This window comes from uncultured Methanobrevibacter sp. (assembly GCF_900314615.1).
GTDB lineage: Archaea > Methanobacteriota > Methanobacteria > Methanobacteriales > Methanobacteriaceae > Methanocatella.
Window position 1 is genome coordinate 1 of sequence record NZ_OMWA01000020.1, and the last position, 22390, is coordinate 22390.

A 22390-nucleotide genomic window follows, 5' to 3' on the forward strand; every position below is an offset into this window, starting at 1 on the left:
ACCTAATGGATTACAATTCCTTGAGACTGTTAATGTTGTTGGTGCTAAGGTGGTTAGTGAAACTCCGAATGGTCAAGTGATTACTTGGGTTTTAACTAATTTAACTAAAGGCAGTGCAATTATTACTGTTAGGGTTAAAGTTAATGCTTTAGGTGATTTAACTAATAATTTAACTGTTGTTGGTCCTAGAGGTAATACCACTACTGTAAACTGTACTGTTTATCCTAAACCGTTAGTAGATGTTTCTGTTAATATTACTAGTGATAAGGATGAGTACTTTGTTGATGATATTGCTGTTTGGACAATAACTGTTTCCAATGCTGGTAACGGTACTAATGCAACAAATGTTAATTTGAAAGATTTATTCCCATCTGTTAACTTTAAGTTTATTAATTGTACTGATGAAAATGGTAATCTTTATGATTTAACTGAAGATTGGATTATTCCGTTTATGGGTAATGGTACTAATATCACATTTACTGTATACTCTAAAGCTACAATTCCTGGAACTGGTATTGAAAATACAGCTAAAGTTAATTGTACTGAAGATGAGTGGAACTACACTAACAATAATGCAACTAAATTAGTCGATGTTGTTGTTCTTCCTCAGCCTGTTAAAGTTGCATCTAATACTACTCCGTATTATCATGAAGAAATTGAGTATAATTTGACTGTTGTTAATGTTGGAAATAATAATTATATGGATAATTTAACAGTCATTGACAGTTTACCTAATGGATTACAATTCCTTGAGCTTGGGTTTTAACTAACATTACTAAAGGCAGTGCTACTATTACTGTTAGGGTTAAAGTTAATGCTTTAGGTGATTTAACTAATAATTTAACTGTTGTTGGTCCTAAAGGAACTAGCATCACTGTTGATGAAACTGTTTATCCTAAACCGTTAGTTGATGTTTCTGTTAATATTACTAGTGATAAGGATGAGTACTTTGTTGATGATATTGCTGTTTGGACAATAACTGTTACAAATGCAGGTAATGGTACTAATGCAACCAATATTAACTTAAAAGATCTATTCCCATCAAAATACTTCGAATTTATCAACTGTACTGATAAGAATGGAAATCTTTATGATTTAAATGATGGAATTCCATTTATGGGTAATGGTACTAATGTTACTTTCATAATCAATTCAAAAGCAGTTGCTCCAGAAACCAATATTAATCATGCTGTTAATGTTAATTGTACTGAAGATGAATGGAATTACGATAACAATGAAGCAAATAAATTAGTAAACATTGTTCCTCTTCCAGAACCAATCAAAACCGTATCTAATGATACTCCGTATTATCATGAAGAAATTGAGTATAATTTAACTGTTGTTAATGTAGGTAGTGACAATTATATGGATAACTTAACTGTTATTGACAGTTTACCTAATGGTTTACAATTCATCAAAACAGTTAGCGTTACTGGTGCTAAAGTACTTGGAGAAACACAAAATGGTCAAGTGATTACTTGGGTTTTAACTAACGTTACTAAACGCAGTACAATTATTACTGTTAGGGTTAAAGTTAATGCTTTAGGTGATTTAACTAATAATTTAACTGTTGTTGGTCCTAGAGGCAATAGTACTACTGTTGACTGTACTATTTATCCTATTCCTTTAGTTGATGTTTCTGTTAATATTACTAGTGATAAGGATGAGTATTTTGTTGATGATGTTGCTGTTTGGACAATAACTGTTTCCAATGCTGCTAATGGTACTAATGCTTCAAATATTAGGTTGAGTGAGTTGCTTCCTGAAGAGTTTGAGTATATTGATTGTACTGTTGTTAATGGTACTTTTTAATGCTGTCAATGCAACTTGTGATGAGAAAGAGTGGAATTACACCAACAATAAAGATGATGTGACTGTTGAGATTGTTTCATTCCATAAACCTGCGAAAACTGTATCCAATAGCACTCCATATTATCATGAATTTGTTGAGTATACATTAACAGTTGAGAATTTAGGTAACAATACTTATACTAGTGAGTTTGATGTTATTGACAGTTTACCAGTTGGTTTACAATTCATTGAAACCATTAAGATTGATGGTGCTGATTTAATTGATGAAACCGTTGATGGTCAAGTTGTTACTTGGAGATTGACTAATATTTCTGGTAAGTCTAATGCTACTATTGTGATTAGGGTTAAAGTTAATGTTTTAGGTAGTTTGACTAATAATTTGACTGTTGTTGGTCCTCGTGGTGCTACTGGTATGGTTAACTGTACTATTAATCCTGTTCCTATTGTTGATGTTTCTGTTAATATTACTAGTGATAAGGATGAGTATTTTGTTGATGATGTTGCTGTTTGGACAATAACTGTAACTAATGCTGCTAATGGTACTAATGCTTCAAATATTAGGTTGAGTGAGTTGCTTCCTGAAGAGTTTGAGTATATTGATTGTACTGTTGTTAATGGTACTTTTACAATAAAGATGATGTGGCTGTTGAGATTGTTTCATTCCATAAGCCTGTTAAAGTTGTGTCTAATAGTACTCCTTATTATCATGATGAGGTTGAATACACTTTAACTGTTATGAATATGGGTAATAATACCTATACTAGTGAGTTTGATGTTATTGACAGTTTACCAGTTGGTTTACAATTCATTGAAACCATTAAGATTGATGGTGCTAAATTACTCAGTGAAGAGCAAGATGGCCAAGTTGTTACCTGGAGATTGACTAATATTTCTGGTAAGTCTAATGCTACTATTGTGATTAGGGTTAAAGTTAATGCTTTAGGTAGTTTGACTAATAATTTGACTGTTGTTGGTCCTCGTGGTGCTACTGATATGGTTAACTGTACTATTGATCCTGTTCCTATCGTTGATTTGTCAGTTAATATTGATAGTGATAAGGATAATTACTTTATAGGTGATGTTGCAATTTGGACTGTTACAATATCCAATGCGGAAAATGGAACCAACGCAACTAACGTAAGCCTAAAAGATTTATTCCCTAATGAGTTTGAGTTCATTAACTGCACTCTTCCAGAAGGCACTATCTATGATAAAGATACTGGCATTTGGACTATTGGAAAAATGGCTAACGGAACTACTCTTACATTAACAATCACTTCTCGCGCTATAGCTGTTAAAAACAATATTGTTAATGAGGTAAATGCAACTTGCAGTGAAAACGAATGGAATTTAACAAACAATGTCGATGATAAATTAGTAAATGTTTTAGCACTTCCTTTAATTGAAAAAACAGTAAACACTACAACTCCTTACAATAAAGAATTTGTAGAATATTACTTAACAGTTAAAAATATCGCTGATAGTAACTATATCAATAATTTAACCGTTATAGACAGTTTACCTGATGGCTTGATATTTGTCGAAACTATCGGTATTTCTGGTGCTGACTTAATTAAGGAAACTGCAGATGGTCAAAAAATCACCTGGATTATTACAAATATTTCTGCTAAATCTGAAGCAGTAATCACTGTAAAAGTCTTTGTTGATGATATAGGCGAGTTAACAAACAACCTTACTCTTGTAGGGCCTAATGGTGATAATTACACAGTTGATTGTACTGTCAATCCGATTCCAATTACAGATTTAGAAATAATAAAACTAGTTTCAACTACAATCCCACATAAAAACGATATAATCATTTGGACTCTCATTGTTACTAATAAAGGGGTAAACACTGCCGTAAACACTATAGTAACAGATAAATTGCCTGCTGGTTTAATTTATCTTTCAGATGATTCCTTAAACAATTATGATCCTGAATCTGGTATTTGGACTATTGGAGACCTTGCTAGTGGTGAGTCTATAACAATTAATATTGAAACCTTAGTTGATACAACTAACAAAACAATAATTAATTTAGCAGATGTCACTTCAGACACATATGACGTTAATGAAACAAACAATCACTGTAATAATTCAACTACTGTTCCTCCAGAAGCTGATTTGGTACTTACTATTGAACCAGACGTAACTGAAGTTACAGTAGGTGATACAGTAATTTACACTATTACAGTTAAAAATCAAGGACCGGATAGTGCTGTTAACTCTCGTGCGACAGTTGTGATTCCTAAAGAACTAGAACTTTTAGGTTATAAACCTTCCAAAGGTACTTATGACCCCGAAACTGGTATTTGGACAATTGGTGATGTAGCTCCTGGTGAAGAGGTAACTCTTATACTTGAAACAGAAGCATTGGTAAGTGGAAAAATAGTTGTCAAAGCAGGTGTTGTCTGTGATACTTATGAAAGCGATCTTTCAAACAACAATGATACTGCTGAGATAACTGTATTGCCTAAAAAGCCTCAACCTCCTGTAAATCCAGAAAATCCTTCCAAACCTCCAGTTGATAAAGTTCCAACAATGCATACTACAGGTAACCCAATTGTAATGGTTCTTTTAGCACTATTGGCTATTGCTAGTGTAACCTTAAGAAGAAAAATTTAAACACGATGGGAATTAATTTTCCCATACTTTTTTTATTTTTTTAATCAGAAAATAACATCAATATAATAGAAGTTACATGTTAAAATTAAATACCTTTTTTGTGAAACTATTATTTTAATCATCTCTATATTCTATTATTTTCATAGATTCAAACTATTTTTTTAAATTAAATTGCATAATCTACATCACTTAATCAAAAAATCATATTTTCTAATTTTTCAAATAATATAAAAATTATTAATGAGAAATATATAAATGATTAAATTAAATTGTGTGATTAAATGAAAAGTGATAGTATTAAAAAAGGAATTCAAAGAGCTCCTCACAGGTCTCTTTTAAGAGCTTGCGGTTTAGACGATGATGACTTTAAAAAACCATTCATCGGAATCGCTAACAGTTTTACAGACATTGTACCAGGTCATATTCATTTAAAAGAATTGGTCGAATTTGTAAAAGAAGGAATTATCGCTGCTGGAGGTATTCCATTTGAATTTGACACCATGGCAGTATGTGATGGAATTAGTATGAACCATGAAGGTATGAAATATTCCCTTCCTTCACGTGAAATAATTGCAGCAACTGTTGAATCAATGACTAAAGGTCATGCATTTGACGGATTAGTTTTAATTCCAAGCTGTGATAAAGTAGTTCCTGGAATGATTATGGGTGCAGCACGTGTTAATGTACCAAGTATTGTTGTAACTGGTGGACCAATGCAGTCCGGTGAATACAATGGTAAACCTGCAGACCTTATTACTGTATTTGAAGCGGTCGGTGCTAATTCTGCTGGAAAAATGACTGATGAAGAAGTTTATGAACTTGAAAAATGTGCTTGTCCTGGTGCTGGAAGTTGTTCAGGACTATTTACAGCAAACACTATGGCATGCATTACAGAAACATTTGGTTTATCTCTTCCTACATGTGCAACTACTCATGCAAGAACTGAAGAAAACAACCAGATGGCATTTGAGTCTGGAAAACAAATAATTAAACTCGTTGAGGAAGACATCAAGCCTTCAGATATCATGACTCAAGCTGCATTCAACAATGCAATTGCTGTTGACATGGCATTGGGAGGATCATCCAACACTGCACTTCACATTCCAGCAATTGCAAGTGAAATTGAAGGAGTTGATGTGGATTTACAACTTTTCGATGAAATTTCAAGAAAAGTTCCTCACATTGCACTTATATCTCCTGCTGGTGAGGACTCAATGATGGATCTCCATTTAGCTGGTGGAATTCAGGCAGTACTTAAAACATTAGGGGATAAAATAGACACCAATCAATTGACTGTAACTGGAAAAACAATTGCTGAGAATTTAGAAACAGTTGAAAATAAAAACACTGATGTCATTCACACATTGGACAATCCGGTTCATGAAGATGGTGGAATAGCAATATTGAAAGGTAATCTTGCACCAAATGGTAGTGTAGTTAAAAAAGGTGCAGTTGCAGACCATTTGATGCATCTTAAAGGGCCAGCAAAAGTATATGACTCAGAAGAAGATGTTACAAAAGCAATATTTGACCATGAAATCGAAGAAGGAGATATTGTTGTAATCAGATATGAAGGGCCTAAAGGCGGACCTGGAATGCGTGAAATGTTAAATCCAACATCTGCTCTTGCAGGAATGAACATCAAAGATGTGGGATTGATAACTGACGGAAGATTCTCTGGAGGAACAAGGGGTCCATGTATCGGTCACGTTTCACCTGAAGCAAGAGAAAACGGTCCGATTGCAGCAATTCAAAACGGAGATATCATTGAAATTGACATTAACAACAGATTTATTAATGTAGAGTTAAGTGATGAGGAAATTGAAAAAAGATTGAAAGAGGTCAAACACCCTGAAAGTGATGTTTCCGGATGGTTGGCATTATATCAAAAACTTGTACACTCTGCTGATACTGGTGCTATTTTAAGGTAGTGTTAAAATGGAAATACTAAATTATAATGACATTAATTTAGCAGAAACTATTAAACGTTCAGAAGAAGATGTAAATAATGTTTTAGATATTGTATCTGACATTTTAGGCAACGTTAAAACTAATAAAGATAATGCTATTAGGGAATATACTGAAAAGTTTGACGGTGTTACAATAGAAAATCTGAAAGTATCCAAAGATGAAATTAAAGAGGCTTATGAAACTTTGGATGATGAACTGCTTTCAGCTTTAAAACAGGCCGCATCAAACATTGAAAAATTTCATAAAAAACAGATTCCTTCTGAATGGAAAATGGAAGTAAATCCCGGAATCGTTGCAGGTCAAATTGTAAGACCAATAAACTCTGCTGGATGTTATATTCCAGGAGGACGTGCAGCTTACCCTTCATCAATTCTTATGACAGTAATCCCTGCAAAAATCGCAGGTGTTGAAAAAGTCGTTTGTGTAACCCCTCCACAAAAGGACGGAAAAATTTTGGATGCTATTTTGGTTGCAGCTGACATTGCAGGTGCTGATGAAATATATAAAGTTGGCGGAGCACAGGCAATTGCCGGACTTGCTTACGGTACAGAATCAATACCTCGAGTAGAAAAAATTGTAGGTCCTGGAAATATATTTGTTACTGCAGCAAAGAAATTAGTATATGGTCAAGTAGATATCGAGTTTCCGGCAGGTCCCTCAGAAGTGTTGATTTTAGCTGATGAAACTGCAAACCCTGAATTTTTAGCAACTGACATTTTGGCACAGGCAGAACATGATCCTAATGCGTCATGCTTTTTGGTGACTGACTGTGAAGACTTGGCAGTTAAGACAGATGAGTTTGTAGCCCAATTGACTGAGATTGCACCAAGGCGTGAAATTATTGAGGAATCATTGTCAAAAAGTGGAAAGATCATTATCACTGACACATTTGAGGAAGCTATTCATGTTACAAACGAATATGCTCCTGAACATTTAATCATAACCACAAAGGATGATGATGAAACACTATCACACATTAACAATGCAGGATCTATCTTTTTAGGTTCATACTCACCTGTAGCAGCGGGAGATTACGGATCCGGTACAAACCATGTGCTGCCTACAGGAGGAGGAGCTAAAATGTATTCAGGCCTTTCAACTGAAGCGTTTATCAAAAAGCCTACTGTTCAAAGACTGACCAGGGAAGGTCTTGAAGAGCTTTCAAAAACTTCAGTTCCTATAGCCGAATATGAAGGATTTTTTGCTCATGCAAATTCCTTTAAAACAAGATTAAAATAATGTTTATAAGTTTATTTTTCTTATAAACCTTTCTTATTTTTTTTAAAATAAAAACAATTGTATATTCTCATTACAATTTTATGAAATGACTTTCTAAGCTATTTATATATTTTTTAAATCTAATTAAAAAGCAATAGATAAATTAATAACTTAATCCATTATACTTGGTGATGGTTATTGAAGTAGTTAAATACGCCTCCCAGTATAATTATTGGGGGGAGAGAATGTATGAGAAGATGATGCTTCTTCTCACAATAGTCTTAGTTATTATTGCAATTATTGACTTATTCTTACAGGTTAGATGATTGAATTTTAATTAAGTAGGACAGTCGAATTTTGAAAAGAATGGGTCGTGATTTTTCAAGGTCTACCCGCTGGAAGTTTTGCGTAACTCTCCCCATTCTTTTTTAATTTCAAAATATCTCCTTATTTTAAATTAAATTAGGTATTTTAGTTATTTTTATATATTAGTTTTTTTAAAATATTATTGAATATGATTTTTTCATATTCTGATTATGATGTAATCGTACCAAGTTTAATGGAAAAACAGTTGTCTAATCGGGTAGTAGCTTATAAGTATTTTTTAATTTCTTATAAGCTTGGACAACACTTAATGCTTTTTTTAAATATTTTTTTATAGTGATATTATGGATTTTGAAAGAGTTGACATGAGGGAAATGTCTTTGGAAGATCAAAAAACTGGTGCAAAACAGGCTCAATTAGTTTTTAAGCTTAATCATACAATGCCAATGACTGATGAGTACAATGAAGTTTTAAAAGAGTTGTTTGGTGAGAATTTAGGGGAAGATTCAATGGTTATGGCTCCTATTGCAGGTGCTGCATTTGACCATATCAAAATTGGTAAAAATGTTTTCATTAATTCCAATTCACTTTTAATGGCCCGTGGCGGAATAACTGTCGAAGATGATGTAATGATGGCCGCCAATGTTCAGCTGCTCTCAAACAACCATGATGAATATGACAGACAGGTTTTAACCTGCAAACCTATCCACATCAAAAAAGGAGCGTGGATTGGTGCCGGTGCAAGTATTTTGCCGGGCGTAACCATTGGAAAATATGCAATTGTCGGTGCCGGAGCTATTGTCACTAAAGATGTCGGCGACTATGAGGTTGCTGTCGGTGTTCCTGCAAAAGTTGTAAAAACTTTGGATAAGGATAAATTTTAAATCCTTACAATTTTCTTTTTTTAAAACAATTTAATAAATTTACTTTAATTTTCTAAATTCGATTCCTTATTATTGTTTTTTAAATATGCATTAATTATTAAGTTTAGTTAAGTTTATATATTTAATAATTTAACAGAATATGATTTTTCATATTCGCACTTTCATTAATAGAAAGAAAACTACTGATTAAACAGTTGTCTAATCTGACGGTAGTTTATAGGTTTTGTCCTATAAACTTAGACAACACTATTTTTGAATTATTTTTTACAGATTAAGATATTTTTTGTAATTTTGCATATCTTTATTAAATATTAAATATAAACTAAAATTATAATGAAAATTTATCATTATTTTTATTTTTATAACCGAGGTGAATATTTTGCAAGGTTTATTAAATGATTGGAGAAGAACAAATTACGCTAACGAATGCACTGCCGAAATTGCAGGTAATGACGTTACCGTCATGGGTTGGGTACATGAAATCCGTGACTTCGGTGGAATCATGTTCGTAATTTTACGTGATGTAACCGGAAGGGTTCAAGTAACCGCTCCAAGTAAAAAAGTAGAAGCAGAAATTTTAGAAGAATTAAGAAGTTTAAGAAAAGAATCTGTTGTTGCAATTAAAGGTTTAGCTCAGGAAGCTCCTAAAGCACCAAACGGTGTTGAAATCTTACCGAAAGAAGTTAAAATCTTAAACTTGGCTAACCAACCTTTACCAATGGATCCTACAGAAAAAGTAAAAGCTGGAATTGATACAAGATTAGATTCAAGATTCTTGGATATCAGAAAAGAAAACGTTTCAGCTATATTCAAAATCAAAGGTCAAATGTTCCATTCAATAAGGGACTTCTTCTATGACAATGGATTTTATGAAATCAACACTCCTAAACTTGTAGCTTCAGCTACTGAAGGAGGAACAGAATTATTCCCGATTATTTACTTTGAAAAAGAAGCATTTTTAGGCCAGTCTCCACAATTGTACAAACAGATGATGATGGCTAGTGGAATGGATAAGGTATTTGAAATCGGTCAGATTTTCAGAGCAGAAGAGCACGATACCTTAAGACACTTGAACGAAGCTGTTTCCATCGATGCAGAAGCTTCATTCATGGATGATGTTGATGTAATGAACGTTTTAAATGACATGCTCGTTAAAGTGATTACAGACATTAATGACAAATGTGCAAACGAACTGGAGATTTTAGACCACAAAATTGAAGTTCCAGAAAAAAGATTCCCAGTTGTAACCTATGATGAAGCATTGGAAATAGTCAATGCTAAAGATATTGAAATGCAATGGGGAGAAGACTTATCCCGTGAAGCTGAAAAAGTTTTAGGAGATGCTATGGGCGGATTCTACTTCTTAACCGAATGGCCAACTGAAATCAAACCTTTCTATGTAATGCCTAAAGAAGGAGATGAAAAATACTCTCACGCTTTCGATTTAATGTACAATAACTTAGAATTATCTTCAGGTGCTACCCGTGTACACCAGTATGATTTATTAGTAAAACAAATCGAAGAAAGAGGCTTAAACCCAGACGGATTTGGAAGCTATCTTAAAGCGTTTGAATACGGTATGCCTCCTCATGCAGGTTGGGGTGTAGGTGCTGACAGGTTAACTATGGTACTTACCGGTGCTGAAAACATCCGTGAATGTGTACTCTTCCCAAGAGACAGACACAGATTAACCCCTTAATCTTTTTTTCTTTTTTAAGATAATATGGAAGAATATGATATAGCTATTGTTGGCGGAGGACCAGCCGGAATAATGGCGGCTATTGCAGCCAGTCAAAGTTCCTCAAGTGTCATACTGCTTGAAAAGAACTCCTCACTTGGTCGCAAATTATTGCTGACCGGCGGAGGCAGATGCAATATCACAAACCTCAAGCCAATAAAAAAGCTATTGAATATTTATCCCCAAAAAAATTTTTTAAAACACTCTTTTTTTACATTTACAAATGAAATGCTGCTGTCACTTTTTGAAGACAAAGGCTTGGGATTCATTGAAGAGGATGACAACAGAATTTTTCCCGAAACAGAAAAGGCCAGTGATATCTTAGAAGTTTTAACTGATTACTTAAAAGATGTTGTTATAAGTTATAACTTTGAAGTTAAAACAATAACAGATGACTTTGTTATAAATGATAAGTTAAAAGCCAAAAAGATAATAATTGCAACCGGAGGCGTTACATATCCTCAGACAGGCTGCAGTCCTAAAAACTACTCTTTAACTTCTCATGCAGTAACAGACATTAAATATGGTTTGAGTCCATTGATTACCAAAAAAGATTTGTCTGATATTGCAGGTGTGACTCTTTATGATGTTGTTATAAGTTATAAGAAATCAAAGGTAAAAGGTAATGTTCTTTTTTCACATGTCGGTTTGACAGGTCCTGGAATTATTAACCTGAGCAATGAGATATCAGAAGGTATAAGTTATAACTTATTAGAGGATAATCCTGATGTTGATGTTGATATAGCTATTGACCTTTGTCCTGATTTTTCTCGTGAAGATCTTTTAGAGAAATTCAACAGCGATTTTCAGGCTAAAGGAAAAACAATGGTTAAAAATTACCTCAAAATGTATCTGACTAACAGTTTTATAGATTTCTTTTTGGATGAGATTAATCTTGACGGTGAAACTCAGCTCTCACGCATCAACAAAAAGAGCAAAAATCGTTTAATTGAAAATCTCAAAAGATTTACATTTGAAATAACCGGTTTTAATGGGAAACTTTCAAAAGTTACTGTCGGCGGTATCGATTTGGCCAATGTAAATCCGAAAACAATGGAGTCCACATTAACACCGGGCTTGTATTTCGCCGGTGAAGTTCTGGATTTGCACGGTCCGACCGGAGGATATAACTTAAAAATTGCATTTTCAACAGGGTATCTTGCAGGTTTCTCAGCAAGTGAAAAGTAATTTTTTTGTTCACTATTTTTAAAATTACATATATAATCAAAATATTTAACATAAATATAATTTAAAAATTATCTTATGACAGACAAAATGTTCATGGGTGCATCAACCAAGCAAGGTCTCGACATTGCTAACAAAAGCAGAGAGATTATCCGTGGCCTTATTGGGGATGATGTCAAAGATTTAAAACCTATAGAAAGAGACATCGTTGAAAGGATTGTTCATTCAACTGCAGATCCTGAATATGCAAAATTAGTCTACATGAGTCCTGATTTTGTAGATGCAGCTATGGCATCCCTTAAAAACAAAGAAACCATTTTAACCGATATCAACATGGTTAAATATGGTATTACAAGGTATGAGGGAGAAGTTGAGTGTTATATCAAAAATGAAGAAGTTGTAAAGATAGCTAAAGAGCACCAGATTACAAGAGCCGCTGCGGCAATGAGATATGCTGCACAGAATGATTTTGAAGGAATTGTGGTATCAGGTAATGCTCCTACAGCTGTTTTTGAAGCAATGGATTTATACGAAAAAGGCGAAATGAATCTTAAAGCTATTGTTGGAGTTCCTGTTGGTTTTGTGGGAGCTGCCGATTCTAAAGAAGCTTTAAAGAATTCCAATATTCCAAATATTGTTGTCGAAGGACCTAAAGGCGGAACACCTATTGCAGTTGCTTGTGTAAATTCGTTAATACAACATTTATAGCGTGATAGAATGAATTCTGAAGAATTATTTAATGAATCTAAAAATTATTTCCCTGGTGGTGTAAACTCACCGGTAAGAGCTTTTAAGCCTTATCCGTTTTTTGTTAAAAGTGCAGGTGGTTCCAAACTTACTGATGAAGATGGAAAAACCTATATTGACCACTGTCTGGCTTATGGTCCATTAATTTTAGGCCATGCAGATCCTAAAGTTGTAAGGGAAGTTTCTAATCAGCTTACTATTGGAACAGCGTATGGTACTCCAACTGAAAATGAAATAACTCTTGCAAAAGAGGTCATTGATAGAATTCCATCTGCTGAAATGGTAAGGTTCTGTAACAGTGGAACTGAAGCTACCATGAGTGCAATAAGACTTGCTAGAGGTTTTACAGGAAGAGATAAAATTATTAAATTTGAAGGTGCATATCATGGTGCACATGACTATGTTTTAGTTAAAGGCGGTTCAGGTGCTGCAACTTTACCTGATTCACCGGGAATACCTGAAGATACAACTAAAAATACTTTATCTGTTCCATTCAATGATGAAGAAGCTCTAACAGAGTTAATAGAAAAAGAAGGTGAAAACATTGCCTGTATTATTATGGAAGTAGTCATGGGCAATGTCGGATGTATTGAGCCTAAACCTGGATTTTTAGAGTTCATCAGAAAAATTACAGAAGAAAATGGTATTGTATTAATATTTGATGAAGTAATTACCGGTTTTAGAGCATCCCGTGGCGGAGCTCAAGAGTACTATGGAGTTACTCCGGATTTAACCACATTAGGTAAGATTGTCGGTGGAGGACTTCCTATGGGTGCATTCTGTGGTAAAAAAGAAATCATGGAACTCATTGCACCTCAGGGTCCTGTTTATCAGGCAGGCACTTTTTCAGGAAACCCTGTATCTGTACAGGCAGGTATTTCCACAATGGCACAGCTTGACGATGCATTTTACAAGGAACTTGAAAGAAAAGGCAATTACCTGAGAGGAAATATCAGGTCCATTATTGAAGATGAAGAGTATAACATTCAGCCTGTCGGACTTGCGTCAATGTTTCAGATTTATTTCAATCCGGCACCTGTTTACAATTATGCCGATGCTCAGCAGTCTGATAGAAAACAGTTCTTAAGATACTTCAAGGCATTGCTTAAAGAAGGCGTATTCATTCCGCCATCTCAGTTTGAATGTAATTTTATTTCAAATGCACATACAATGGAGGATTTACAGAAAACTTCTGATGCAATAGAAATTGCTTTGGAAATGGCATTTAAAAAAAGAAGAAGGTAATATAATGGAAATAGACTTTAAAGAAGTTGCATCATATATAATTATTCTTGTTATTGTATTGATTGCTGCACAGCATCTTAATGTAGTTGTTTCAGGAAGTATGGAGCCTGCATTCTACAGAGGAGATATTGTTTTAGTTGAAAAAGCCGATTTCCTCGGTATACATGAATTTGACCCTACTACTGTTGAAGTAGGGGATGTTGTTGTTTATGATGCAGCATGGTATGACCAGCCGGTCATTCACAGAATTATTAATATTACAGAAATTAACGGAACTACGATGTATGTGATAAAAGGAGATAACAACGGTTCTCCAGATCCGTATTACGTTAAAGCAGATCAAATTAAACAAAAAGTAGTAACCTTAGGTGATAATTTAGTTATTATTCCAAAAGTAGGTTATCTTTCCCTCTGGTTAAGAGGTTTATGATTATTAAGGTGAGTTAATGTATTTTGAAATTGAAAGACAAGCTATAGAAGCTATTAATAAGGCTTTAGATCAGTATGATGAAGAAATAGACAGGAATTTTAAATTGGAATTTCCTCCAAATCCTGAATTGGGAGACCTTGCAAGTACCATTGCATTTGCCCTTACAAAAAAATTAAGAACTTCACCTCCTGAAGTTGCAAAGGATTTGGTTGAAAAAATAGAAGTTCCGGAAATCTTTTCAAAAGTCCAAAACTTCGGACCATACGTCAATTTCTTCATTGACTATTCAAAATTTTCTAAAATGCTTTTAGAAAAAGTAGATGATAATTATGGTCAACTTCCAAAATATGATGAAAAATTAATATTGGAGCACACTTCAGCTAATCCAAACGGTCCACTTCATATTGGCCACATCAGAAACTCTATTTTTGGAGATTCCCTTGCAAGACTTCTTAAACTGGCAGGAAGGGATGTAACAACTCAATATTATGTAAATGATATGGGAAGACAAATTGCCATTATCGTATGTGGAATAACCGAATGCGGTTTAAAAATTAAAGATTATGAAGGAGAAAAACTTGACCATAAAATTGGAAAATTATACTATGATGCAAATAAGGCTGTAGAGGAAGATGAAGCCTTGAACGCTAAAGTTGATGAATTAATCCAAAAATATGAAGAAGGTTCTGATGAAGAGCTCAACAAAATCTTTGAAGATGTTGTATCCAAATGTATCAGCGGAATGAAAGAATCACTTTTAAGAATGAATATTGTCCATGATGACTTTGTATGGGAAGGACAGTTTGTCAGAAACGGCGAAGTCGATAATCTTGTAACATACATCCAAAGAGAAGGATTTACAAGAGAAGATGATGTTTTATACATTGATTTAACTGACTTTAACATTGAAAAAGAGTTTGTTTTAAGAAGATCCAACGGTACTTCACTTTACTCAACCCGTGATTTGGCTTATCACAAATACAAAGCTACATTAGGTGATACTGTACTTGATATTTTAGGTTCAGACCACAAACTGGCTGCAAAACAGATTAAAGTCATCTTTGAAGAAATCTTTAGGCAAGAAGCTCCTGAAGTAATATTCTATGAGTTCATCACTCTTCCTGAAGGTTCAATGTCTACAAGAAAAGGTAAATTTGTATCAGTGGATGAGCTGATTGATGAAGCTGTTCTAAGAGCACATGATGAAATCAAATCAAGAAACCCTGATTTGTCTGAAGATGAAATTGCTCCTATGGCTGAAGAAATCGGTGTAGGTGCTGTAAGATTCTTCATTGCAAAACTGTCTCCTGAAAAACACCTGACATTTAAATGGGATGAAGCATTAAGCTTTGAGAGAGGCTGTGCATCTATCCAGTATGCTCATGCGAGAGCATGCAAATTGCTTGAAAAATCAGGTAAGGACATAAGCTCTTTAGAAGTGGCAGATGACTGGGTTCCTGATGAAGCAGAACAGGACTTAATAAGACAAATCGCTAAATTCCCGCAGGTTGTAGAAGACTGTGCAAACAAAAAAAGAGTTCACAACATTACTCAGTACTGTCAGGATTTAGCAGGTTCATTCAACAAATTCTACAAATCAGAACAGGTTATTGGATCTGATGTGGAAGATACAAGACTTATTTTAGTTGACAGAGCTAAAATAACCATTAAAAATGCTTTAGATATTTTAGGTGTTTCAGCACCTGAAAAAATGTAGATGAGTCATACTCATCTTTAATTTCTTTTTTTTACTTTAACGTCTGTAATTTGATTACTTTCATCCAACCTTACTTTTGCATATATATCCTAATTTTAAATAATAATCATTTTTGCATATGGGCAATGTTAAAGTAAAATTCGGCTGTTTAAAATCAACTTTCAAACAATCAATGTTAAAATAATTGATGGTAATTGTGTTTTAAAAAAAGTAAAAAATTAATCCACATAGTGGATATAATCTTCTTTTCTGGCTATAGGTTCAGGTGTTTCCATGTCGGGATAGCCTAGAACAACATGGCCTATTCCTTCATAGCTTTCTGGAATTCCCCATTCTTTCAGTAATGCTTTACCTTTTTTGGAGGCAAATTCATCACGGGCTCTGTGAATCCAGCAGCTTGCGATTCCAATTGCATGAGCAGCATTTACAAGCACTGCCAGTACGCTTGACCCGTCTTCTACAAAGGTAGGAACATCACTGTCTGCCAATACAATCAGAAGTGTTGGAGCTCCATAGAACGGATCCATATCATCAGGCATTTCTACAGGAAAATAGCTTCTGTTCCATTCTGAAAACTCCTTAATTGTTTCAGGATTTTGGATTACGACAATTTTAGGTGATTGGAGGCCTCTTGCAGTTGGTGCATAGGTTCCAGCTTCCAAAATTGTTTTAAGCTCTTCGTCACTGATTTGTTCTTCTTTGAATTTTCTGATACTTCTTCTTGTTTTTAAATCTTCTATTGTCTGATTCATTTTAAGTCCTCGCCGATTTTAATTAGTATATTTCTGAAATTTTCATACTCCTGATTTGTCAGTGATTTTTTAAGGGTATTGTCCCACTTATCATCAATGTCCATTACAATCTGGGCTATTTCAATGCCTTCAGGGGTCACGCTGATAATCTTTTTCCTTTTTTCAGGAGTTCTTGTTATCAGTCCTTTCTTTTCTAGTTTATCCAAATTTCTTGTAACTGTACTTTCATTGATGTTTAATGCATCAGCCAGTTCTTCCTGACTGATTCCTTTGTTTTTATAGCTTTTGATCAATAAAGGATATAGTCCTGAGCTTAGATTAACATCTTTCAGTTCACGGTTAATGAATGTGGTCTGTTTTCTGTAAAGCAGTGAAACCAGTGGTGGTGTGGGAATATCGCTATCAAACGGCATTTCCTCTGCTCCTGATCAGTTTGTTAATGTAAAGCTCGATACATGCATAACATATTAAGGAACCTAATCCTCCTCCAAGAAGCATTCCGCAGTAAATACCGAATTCTCCCATGTGGAATGTGAATCCTAAAAGATATGCAAAGATTAACACAAGTATGAATTCTCTGAATGTTGTCAGAATAAAGGAGATTGTTCCTTTTCCAACTCCCTGGAAAACGTTACCTGCACTTGCACCGAATGGCACATATAAAATGAACAGACACATGATCTGCAGGAAACTTGCTATAAGCGGTGCAAGCTCAGCACTGCTTTCCGAATATGAAAATATGAATGCAATCTGTGTTGAAAATACATTTAAAATTATACATACTATAATTGAAGCTATTAAAGCCACTTTGACTGCATATCTTGCTACTACTCTTAGGTTTTCGTATTTTCTTGCTCCAAATGCAACGCCTGCAACTGATATTGCCGCTGTTCCGACTCCTATTGCCGGAAGCATTCCGATATTGACTATTCTCCATCCTGCAGTATATACTGCAACCGCTGTAGGTCCGGATACGATTGTAAGCATGTAATTCACGAATATTGTTAAAACTGATAAGACCAATTGCTCCAGACTTGCCGGAATACCTACTACTAAAATGTCCTTATACATTTTAAGGTCGTTATGGAAGTCTTTAAAGTTGTATGACAGGTAGGTGTCCTTTTTGACAAATATCCAGTAAAACATTAAAAGCAGACTGATGAAAGGTCCGAGTGCTGTTGCCCATGCGGCTCCTGCAATTCCCATATTGAATGTGTATATAAATATCGGGTCTAAAATCATGTTTATTATTGCAGCTAAAGCTATTGGTATTGTTGCTCTTTTGATGTCTCCTTCTGCTCTGAATGCCCCTCCTACAATTGGTGGCATTAAAAGTCCGAATGTCCATGCAAATATGATAAATCCGTACTCCATTGCATAGCTTAATACTGATGATGCTCCCATCATTATAAGCAAAGGTTTCATAAATGCGATGAATACTATTGAAATAATTATTGAAACTATTATACTTAAAATCAGGTTGTGTATTGCCGCATTGTTTGCGGAGGCTTTATCTTCTGCTCCGATGTATCTTGAAATCAGGGAGTTACCACCTGCTCCAAGTCCGTTTCCAAATCCTACCAGTATCATAAACAGTGGTGTGATATATCCGAGTGCTGCCAATGGGTCCGGTCCGAGTCCTGCAACCCAAATGCTGTCGATGATGTTGTTTGCAAAAATCAAAAACATACTTGCTATAATTGGCACTGATAATTTGTTTATAGCCTTTTTCGGGTCACCTGTAATCATTTCAACATTTTCATTTTTCTCCATATTTTACCTCTCTCTTGCATATGCAATTACACTCTTGTATATGCAAGTGTTGGTATATAAAATATGATGTTTGAATATTGAAAAAAAAGAAAAAAAGAAAATGGTTTATTCCATACCACCATTTTCAGTATATGGTTGGTTGTTAATTAGATCTATCATCCTTTGACCATCTGATTGTCCGCCTCTAACAATACCATTATCATCGTACCATACGTTTAATTCTTCATCATAGTATAAATTAGGGCCAGGTCCTTCAGAAAGGCTTGAACCAGTTGAACTGGAAGAACTGGATGAACTAGTTGTGCTTGCTGATTGAGATTGGGTATTATATTTTGCAGTACTTGCAGTGGAATTTGCAGTGACTTTTTGGGTTGTTGTTGTGTTTCCATCTTGGATGTTAATAGTTGTTTTAGCATTACAACCATTGTATTTATTGTTACCTCCATAAGTTACACTTACTTCGTGATTTCCTTTGTCCTCATTGTTTAATGAAAGACCAGCTTTACCGCTGTTGTCTGTAATAACGGAGAAATTTTGTTTTTGTCCATTATCAACAAAAGTAATGTTAACAGTTTGGTTTGCAATCGCATTTCCTTTTGCATCTTTAAGTTCAAATTGCACTATATCTCCATTTTTTAAGTTTGCTTCACTTAAAAAATTGATTTGGGTATTTAGTTTACCATCTTGTGTAGTAGCTTGTGGTTGTGTAAACATAAATGCTGCTACAACTGCTATGATGATTACAACTAAAATAGCAATAATTATATTTTTATTCATATTTGACCTCCTTATCTTAATATTAGATAGATTTAATTAATATATCTTTTTATTATCTATGAAAAAAATTAGAAAATTTTATTGATTTATATAAATTAATAAAATAAAGTTATAATTAATTCATTTATATTTAAAAAAATAAAAGAAGAAAAAGTGATTAATCTTTGATTAATCAAAATAATTATTCTAGATTACCGTCTTGAATGTTCGGCCGGTTGTTTTTTAAATCCTCATAGCTTGCACCGTCATTTTGACCGCCAACAACTCTTCCGTTTGAATCATAATTCACGTTCAATTCACTGTCATAACTCAAACTTGAAGATGATTGGGATGGAGAAGATGAACTGGCACCTGTTGAAGCGCTTTGACTGCTTTGGGCAGTTGAATAATCAGCAGCTGTGTTGTTTGCTCCGGCAATAGTTACGGTAACGCTTGCTGAACAGCTGTTATATTTGTCATCTCCGCCATAGTTTACAGTTATACTATAATTACCAGCGCTTTCATTTAAAACAAGAGATCCTTTTCCATTACTGTCTGTAAGTATAGAATATCTTTCAACTTCGCTTCCGTCCTTAAATAAGATACTTACATTCTGATTTTCAAGCGGATTTCCTTGAGCGTCTTTCAGTACAAATTCTACTGAATCCTCACTGTTTAAACTGGCGTTGCTTAAAAAAGCGATTTGGGTATCGGATTTAGCACTTGTATGTGAAAATACTAAAAGTCCCCCAAGAACAATTAATACAATTACTATAAGAACTACAAGAATATTTCTATTCATATAATCACCAATGTTAATGATTTTGTATTCATTGATATAAATGTTTGTATAAATTTTGAAAAATTCATTTAGGATATTTATAAATATTTTTAAAAATATATTACTATATTAAGGAGAATTTATTATGAAGGTATTAGTTGTTGGAACTGGTGCTCGTGAGCATGCAATTGCTGACGGTTTAAAGGATGATGTTGAATTATATTGTTACATGAGTAAAATTAACCCTGGAATGTCAAAAATTGCTGAGTTTAAGCAAGGTGATGAAGGGGAAGTTGAAAAAGTAGCTGAATATGCAGTTGAAAATGACATTGACATAGCATTTATTGGTCCTGAAGCTCCTCTTGGAAAAGGTATTGTTGATGAACTTGAAAAGAACGGAATTAAATGTGTCGGACCAACTCAAAGTGCAGCTAGAATTGAAACTGACAAATCATTTATGAGAAAACTCTTTGAAGATTATGAAATAGAAGGATCTTTAGTATACAAAGTCTTTGACAACTCTGAAGATGTTTCTAAATTTTTAGATGAATTTGACCGTGACGTTGTAGTAAAACCTGTAGGTCTGACAGGCGGTAAAGGAGTTAAAATTGTAGGTGACCACCTAAAAGACAACGAAGAGGCAAAAGAATATTCATGTGAAGTAATCGATAATGAAATGGGCGGATTTGCTCAGGTAATTATTGAAGAAAGATTAATCGGTGAAGAATTCACAATTCAGGCATTCTGTGACGGTGAACATCTGGCACCTATGCCTGCAGCACAGGACCATCCTCATGCATTTGAAGGAGATGTTGGTGCAATCACCGGTGGAATGGGTTCATACTCTGATGTTGGAGGCTTATTGCCGTTTTTAACTCAGGAAGACTATGACAAAGCAGTAGAAATAATGAAAGAAACTATTAAAGCTATTGCTGAAGAAGCAGAACCATACAAAGGTATCCTATATGGTCAGTTCATGCTTACTGCTGACGGACCGAAACTCATTGAATACAATGCAAGATTTGGTGATCCTGAAGCAATGAACGTTTTACCTCTCTTAAAAACTCCTCTGGTTGATGTATGTCAGGCTATTGTTGATGGTAATTTGGATAAAGTCGAATTTGAAGACAAGGCCAGTGTGTGCAAATACATCGTACCTGACGGATATCCTGAAACAGAATATGCTGGAGAGCTAATCGAAGTGGATGAACAGGCCATTGAAGATATGGGCGCCAAAGTATTTTATGCTGCAGTTTCACAGGAAGATGACGGAATTCACTTATCTGGTTCAAGAGCATTAGGTATTGTTGCCGGCGGTGAAAGCATTGAAGAGGCTGAAAAAATAGCTGAAAAAGCATGTGAATTCGTTAAAGGTAATGTTTACCATAGAAGAGACGTCGGTACAAAAGAACTTGTAGAAAAACGTGTTGAACATATGAAAGAAATTTTAAACTAAATTTCTTTTATCTTTTTTTTGATTTTAATGAGTGACAGTGAAGTTGAAGACAAGTATGTAAAACTTGTAGAGATTAAAAAGCATCTTGATGCAATTAAAGAAGAATGGGATGAGGAGACTCTTGATGAACTGAAAGAGTTTCTCCAGGAAAAATACTCTAACGGGGAGAATTTAAGTAGTATTCCTGCCGTTAAAACTCCAATGGTTGAAACGGCTGAGGTAAGTTCTCAAAATATAAGTATGTTAGGCCGTATTAGAGATGCGTTTGAGAGTAATGTCGGAATTGATCCGGGAAGGCTTTTAGGGCTTACTGACGGAATTTTCGGTATGGTAATGACCCTTCTGGTTTTTGGTATTGCAGTTCCTGAAGTTGCATTTTCATCATATGGCGACTACATTTCATTTTTTTCAGCTTTAGCTCCTACAATTGCCATTACAATTGTAAGTTTTGTAATTATAAGTTCTTTTTGGATTTACCATCATGAATTTATCAAAGTCAATAATCTCAATATCCCTTATCTGTGGTTCAATATATTCTTTTTAATATCAATATCATTTATTCCGTTTACAACTTCTTTAATTGGAAGCTATTCTCACTTCTTCTTATCTGAAGTTTTATTTGGGCTCAATATCTTTTTGACAATCATTTCATTCCTTCTGATGTATATTTATGCTAATAAGAGTGATTTTTTAGAGGAAAAAACTTCCAAAAAAGAGCAAAAGCATGTTTTAACAACACTTGGATGCATCATGGCATTAGTTGTCATCGTAAATCTCCTAGATTTCCTGGTTTCAAGTAATTTCATATATCTGTTCTTATTAATTCCGGTCCTTTCTACAGTCTTGGATATTATCTATCGCTACAGAAATTCTAAATAATTTCTCATTTTCTTATTTTTGGTTATACCGGTTCTACTAGATTTTAACATAATCATGGAAACATTTAATATGTATAAATAAGAAATATTTATTTTTG

Annotated in this window: 20 protein-coding genes; 15 read left to right on the forward strand and 5 right to left on the reverse strand. The window is 34.3% G+C overall.

The features are described from left to right. The 13 genes from QZN33_RS07320 to argS all read left to right on the forward strand — a co-directional run. Positions 1–766 (forward strand): DUF11 domain-containing protein (locus QZN33_RS07320; RefSeq protein WP_296790524.1); only part of this gene is annotated, 766 nt, incomplete at its 5' end. A 104-nt stretch (positions 767–870) separates the two neighbouring features. Beyond that, positions 871–1812 (forward strand): hypothetical protein, encoded by a 942-nt coding sequence (locus QZN33_RS07325; RefSeq protein ID WP_296790660.1) that lies wholly within the window; start codon positions 871–873, stop codon positions 1810–1812. Beyond that, entirely contained in the window at positions 1799–2542 is a 744-nt protein-coding gene (locus QZN33_RS07330; RefSeq protein WP_296790525.1) for an isopeptide-forming domain-containing fimbrial protein, read from the forward strand. Before QZN33_RS07325 ends, QZN33_RS07330 begins: the two co-directional genes overlap by 14 nt. Beyond that, a complete protein-coding gene (locus QZN33_RS07335; protein ID WP_296790526.1) occupies positions 2452–4437 on the forward strand; it encodes a hypothetical protein in 1986 nt (661 codons plus the stop codon). Before QZN33_RS07330 ends, QZN33_RS07335 begins: the two co-directional genes overlap by 91 nt. 281 nt (positions 4438–4718) lie before the next feature. Continuing rightward, positions 4719–6368 (forward strand): dihydroxy-acid dehydratase, encoded by a 1650-nt coding sequence (gene ilvD / locus QZN33_RS07340; RefSeq protein WP_296790527.1) that lies wholly within the window; start codon positions 4719–4721, stop codon positions 6366–6368. Between the two features lie 7 nt (positions 6369–6375). Then, positions 6376–7647, forward strand: a complete 1272-nt coding sequence (gene hisD, locus QZN33_RS07345) for a histidinol dehydrogenase (protein ID WP_296790528.1) — start codon at positions 6376–6378, stop codon at positions 7645–7647. A gap of 647 nt (positions 7648–8294) precedes the next feature. Beyond that, entirely contained in the window at positions 8295–8834 is a 540-nt protein-coding gene (locus QZN33_RS07350; RefSeq protein WP_296790529.1) for a DapH/DapD/GlmU-related protein, read from the forward strand. A 379-nt stretch (positions 8835–9213) separates the two neighbouring features. Beyond that, complete coding sequence (aspS, locus tag QZN33_RS07355) at positions 9214–10533, forward strand: aspartate--tRNA(Asn) ligase (RefSeq protein WP_296790530.1); 1320 nt, start codon at positions 9214–9216, stop codon at positions 10531–10533. A gap of 24 nt (positions 10534–10557) precedes the next feature. After that, entirely contained in the window at positions 10558–11760 is a 1203-nt protein-coding gene (locus tag QZN33_RS07360; protein ID WP_296790531.1) for an aminoacetone oxidase family FAD-binding enzyme, read from the forward strand. 75 nt (positions 11761–11835) lie between these two features. Continuing rightward, positions 11836–12465 (forward strand): cobalt-precorrin-8 methylmutase, encoded by a 630-nt coding sequence (locus QZN33_RS07365; RefSeq protein WP_296790532.1) that lies wholly within the window; start codon positions 11836–11838, stop codon positions 12463–12465. A 9-nt stretch (positions 12466–12474) separates the two neighbouring features. Beyond that, entirely contained in the window at positions 12475–13749 is a 1275-nt protein-coding gene (gene hemL / locus QZN33_RS07370; protein WP_296790533.1) for a glutamate-1-semialdehyde 2,1-aminomutase, read from the forward strand. 4 nt (positions 13750–13753) lie between these two features. Beyond that, positions 13754–14179: a signal peptidase I gene (locus QZN33_RS07375; RefSeq protein ID WP_296790534.1), complete on the forward strand. Its 426-nt coding sequence runs from the start codon at positions 13754–13756 to the stop codon at positions 14177–14179. Between the two features lie 16 nt (positions 14180–14195). Then, a complete protein-coding gene (gene argS / locus QZN33_RS07380) occupies positions 14196–15896 on the forward strand; it encodes an arginine--tRNA ligase (protein WP_296790535.1) in 1701 nt (566 codons plus the stop codon). Between the two features lie 218 nt (positions 15897–16114). On the opposite strand, the gene QZN33_RS07385 is transcribed toward argS, so the two are convergent. The 5 genes from QZN33_RS07385 to QZN33_RS07405 form a co-directional block, all read right to left on the reverse strand. Then, positions 16115–16648 (reverse strand): nitroreductase, encoded by a 534-nt coding sequence (locus QZN33_RS07385; protein ID WP_296790536.1) that lies wholly within the window; start codon positions 16646–16648, stop codon positions 16115–16117. Beyond that, entirely contained in the window at positions 16645–17061 is a 417-nt protein-coding gene (locus tag QZN33_RS07390) for a MarR family winged helix-turn-helix transcriptional regulator (RefSeq protein ID WP_296790537.1), read from the reverse strand. Before QZN33_RS07390 ends, QZN33_RS07385 begins: the two co-directional genes overlap by 4 nt. Further along, positions 17051–18421 carry an MATE family efflux transporter gene (locus tag QZN33_RS07395; protein ID WP_296790538.1) on the reverse strand — a complete coding sequence of 457 codons (1371 nt, stop codon included), beginning with the start codon at positions 18419–18421 and terminating at the stop codon, positions 17051–17053. The genes QZN33_RS07390 and QZN33_RS07395 overlap by 11 nt, the downstream gene beginning before the upstream one ends. A 105-nt stretch (positions 18422–18526) precedes the next feature. Further along, positions 18527–19198, reverse strand: a complete 672-nt coding sequence (locus tag QZN33_RS07400; RefSeq protein ID WP_296790539.1) for an Ig-like domain-containing protein — start codon at positions 19196–19198, stop codon at positions 18527–18529. A 181-nt stretch (positions 19199–19379) separates the two neighbouring features. Then, positions 19380–19979, reverse strand: a complete 600-nt coding sequence (locus QZN33_RS07405) for an Ig-like domain-containing protein (RefSeq protein ID WP_296790540.1) — start codon at positions 19977–19979, stop codon at positions 19380–19382. A 124-nt stretch (positions 19980–20103) separates the two neighbouring features. Between QZN33_RS07405 and purD the strand changes: the two genes are divergently transcribed. Together purD and QZN33_RS07415 are read left to right on the forward strand one after the other, a co-directional pair. Continuing rightward, positions 20104–21414 carry a phosphoribosylamine--glycine ligase gene (gene purD / locus QZN33_RS07410; protein WP_296790541.1) on the forward strand — a complete coding sequence of 437 codons (1311 nt, stop codon included), beginning with the start codon at positions 20104–20106 and terminating at the stop codon, positions 21412–21414. Between the two features lie 27 nt (positions 21415–21441). After that, positions 21442–22293 carry a TMEM175 family protein gene (locus QZN33_RS07415; protein WP_296790542.1) on the forward strand — a complete coding sequence of 284 codons (852 nt, stop codon included), beginning with the start codon at positions 21442–21444 and terminating at the stop codon, positions 22291–22293. Positions 22294–22390: the final 97 nt, after the last annotated feature.

Coding starts and splice junctions, on each gene's coding strand:
- QZN33_RS07405 (WP_296790540.1), bottom strand. CDS start 19,979: ATGAATAGAAATATTCTTGTAGTTCTTATAGTAATTGTATTAATTGTT.
- QZN33_RS07395 (WP_296790538.1), bottom strand. CDS start 18,421: ATGGAGAAAAATGAAAATGTTGAAATGATTACAGGTGACCCGAAAAAG.
- QZN33_RS07400 (WP_296790539.1), bottom strand. CDS start 19,198: ATGAATAAAAATATAATTATTGCTATTTTAGTTGTAATCATCATAGCA.
- QZN33_RS07415 (WP_296790542.1), top strand. CDS start 21,442: ATGAGTGACAGTGAAGTTGAAGACAAGTATGTAAAACTTGTAGAGATT.
- hisD (WP_296790528.1), top strand. CDS start 6,376: ATGGAAATACTAAATTATAATGACATTAATTTAGCAGAAACTATTAAA.
- argS (WP_296790535.1), top strand. CDS start 14,196: ATGTATTTTGAAATTGAAAGACAAGCTATAGAAGCTATTAATAAGGCT.
- hemL (WP_296790533.1), top strand. CDS start 12,475: ATGAATTCTGAAGAATTATTTAATGAATCTAAAAATTATTTCCCTGGT.
- QZN33_RS07385 (WP_296790536.1), bottom strand. CDS start 16,648: ATGAATCAGACAATAGAAGATTTAAAAACAAGAAGAAGTATCAGAAAA.
- QZN33_RS07390 (WP_296790537.1), bottom strand. CDS start 17,061: ATGCCGTTTGATAGCGATATTCCCACACCACCACTGGTTTCACTGCTT.
- QZN33_RS07375 (WP_296790534.1), top strand. CDS start 13,754: ATGGAAATAGACTTTAAAGAAGTTGCATCATATATAATTATTCTTGTT.
- QZN33_RS07330 (WP_296790525.1), top strand. CDS start 1,799: ATGGTACTTTTTAATGCTGTCAATGCAACTTGTGATGAGAAAGAGTGG.
- purD (WP_296790541.1), top strand. CDS start 20,104: ATGAAGGTATTAGTTGTTGGAACTGGTGCTCGTGAGCATGCAATTGCT.
- QZN33_RS07360 (WP_296790531.1), top strand. CDS start 10,558: ATGGAAGAATATGATATAGCTATTGTTGGCGGAGGACCAGCCGGAATA.
- QZN33_RS07350 (WP_296790529.1), top strand. CDS start 8,295: ATGGATTTTGAAAGAGTTGACATGAGGGAAATGTCTTTGGAAGATCAA.
- QZN33_RS07365 (WP_296790532.1), top strand. CDS start 11,836: ATGACAGACAAAATGTTCATGGGTGCATCAACCAAGCAAGGTCTCGAC.
- ilvD (WP_296790527.1), top strand. CDS start 4,719: ATGAAAAGTGATAGTATTAAAAAAGGAATTCAAAGAGCTCCTCACAGG.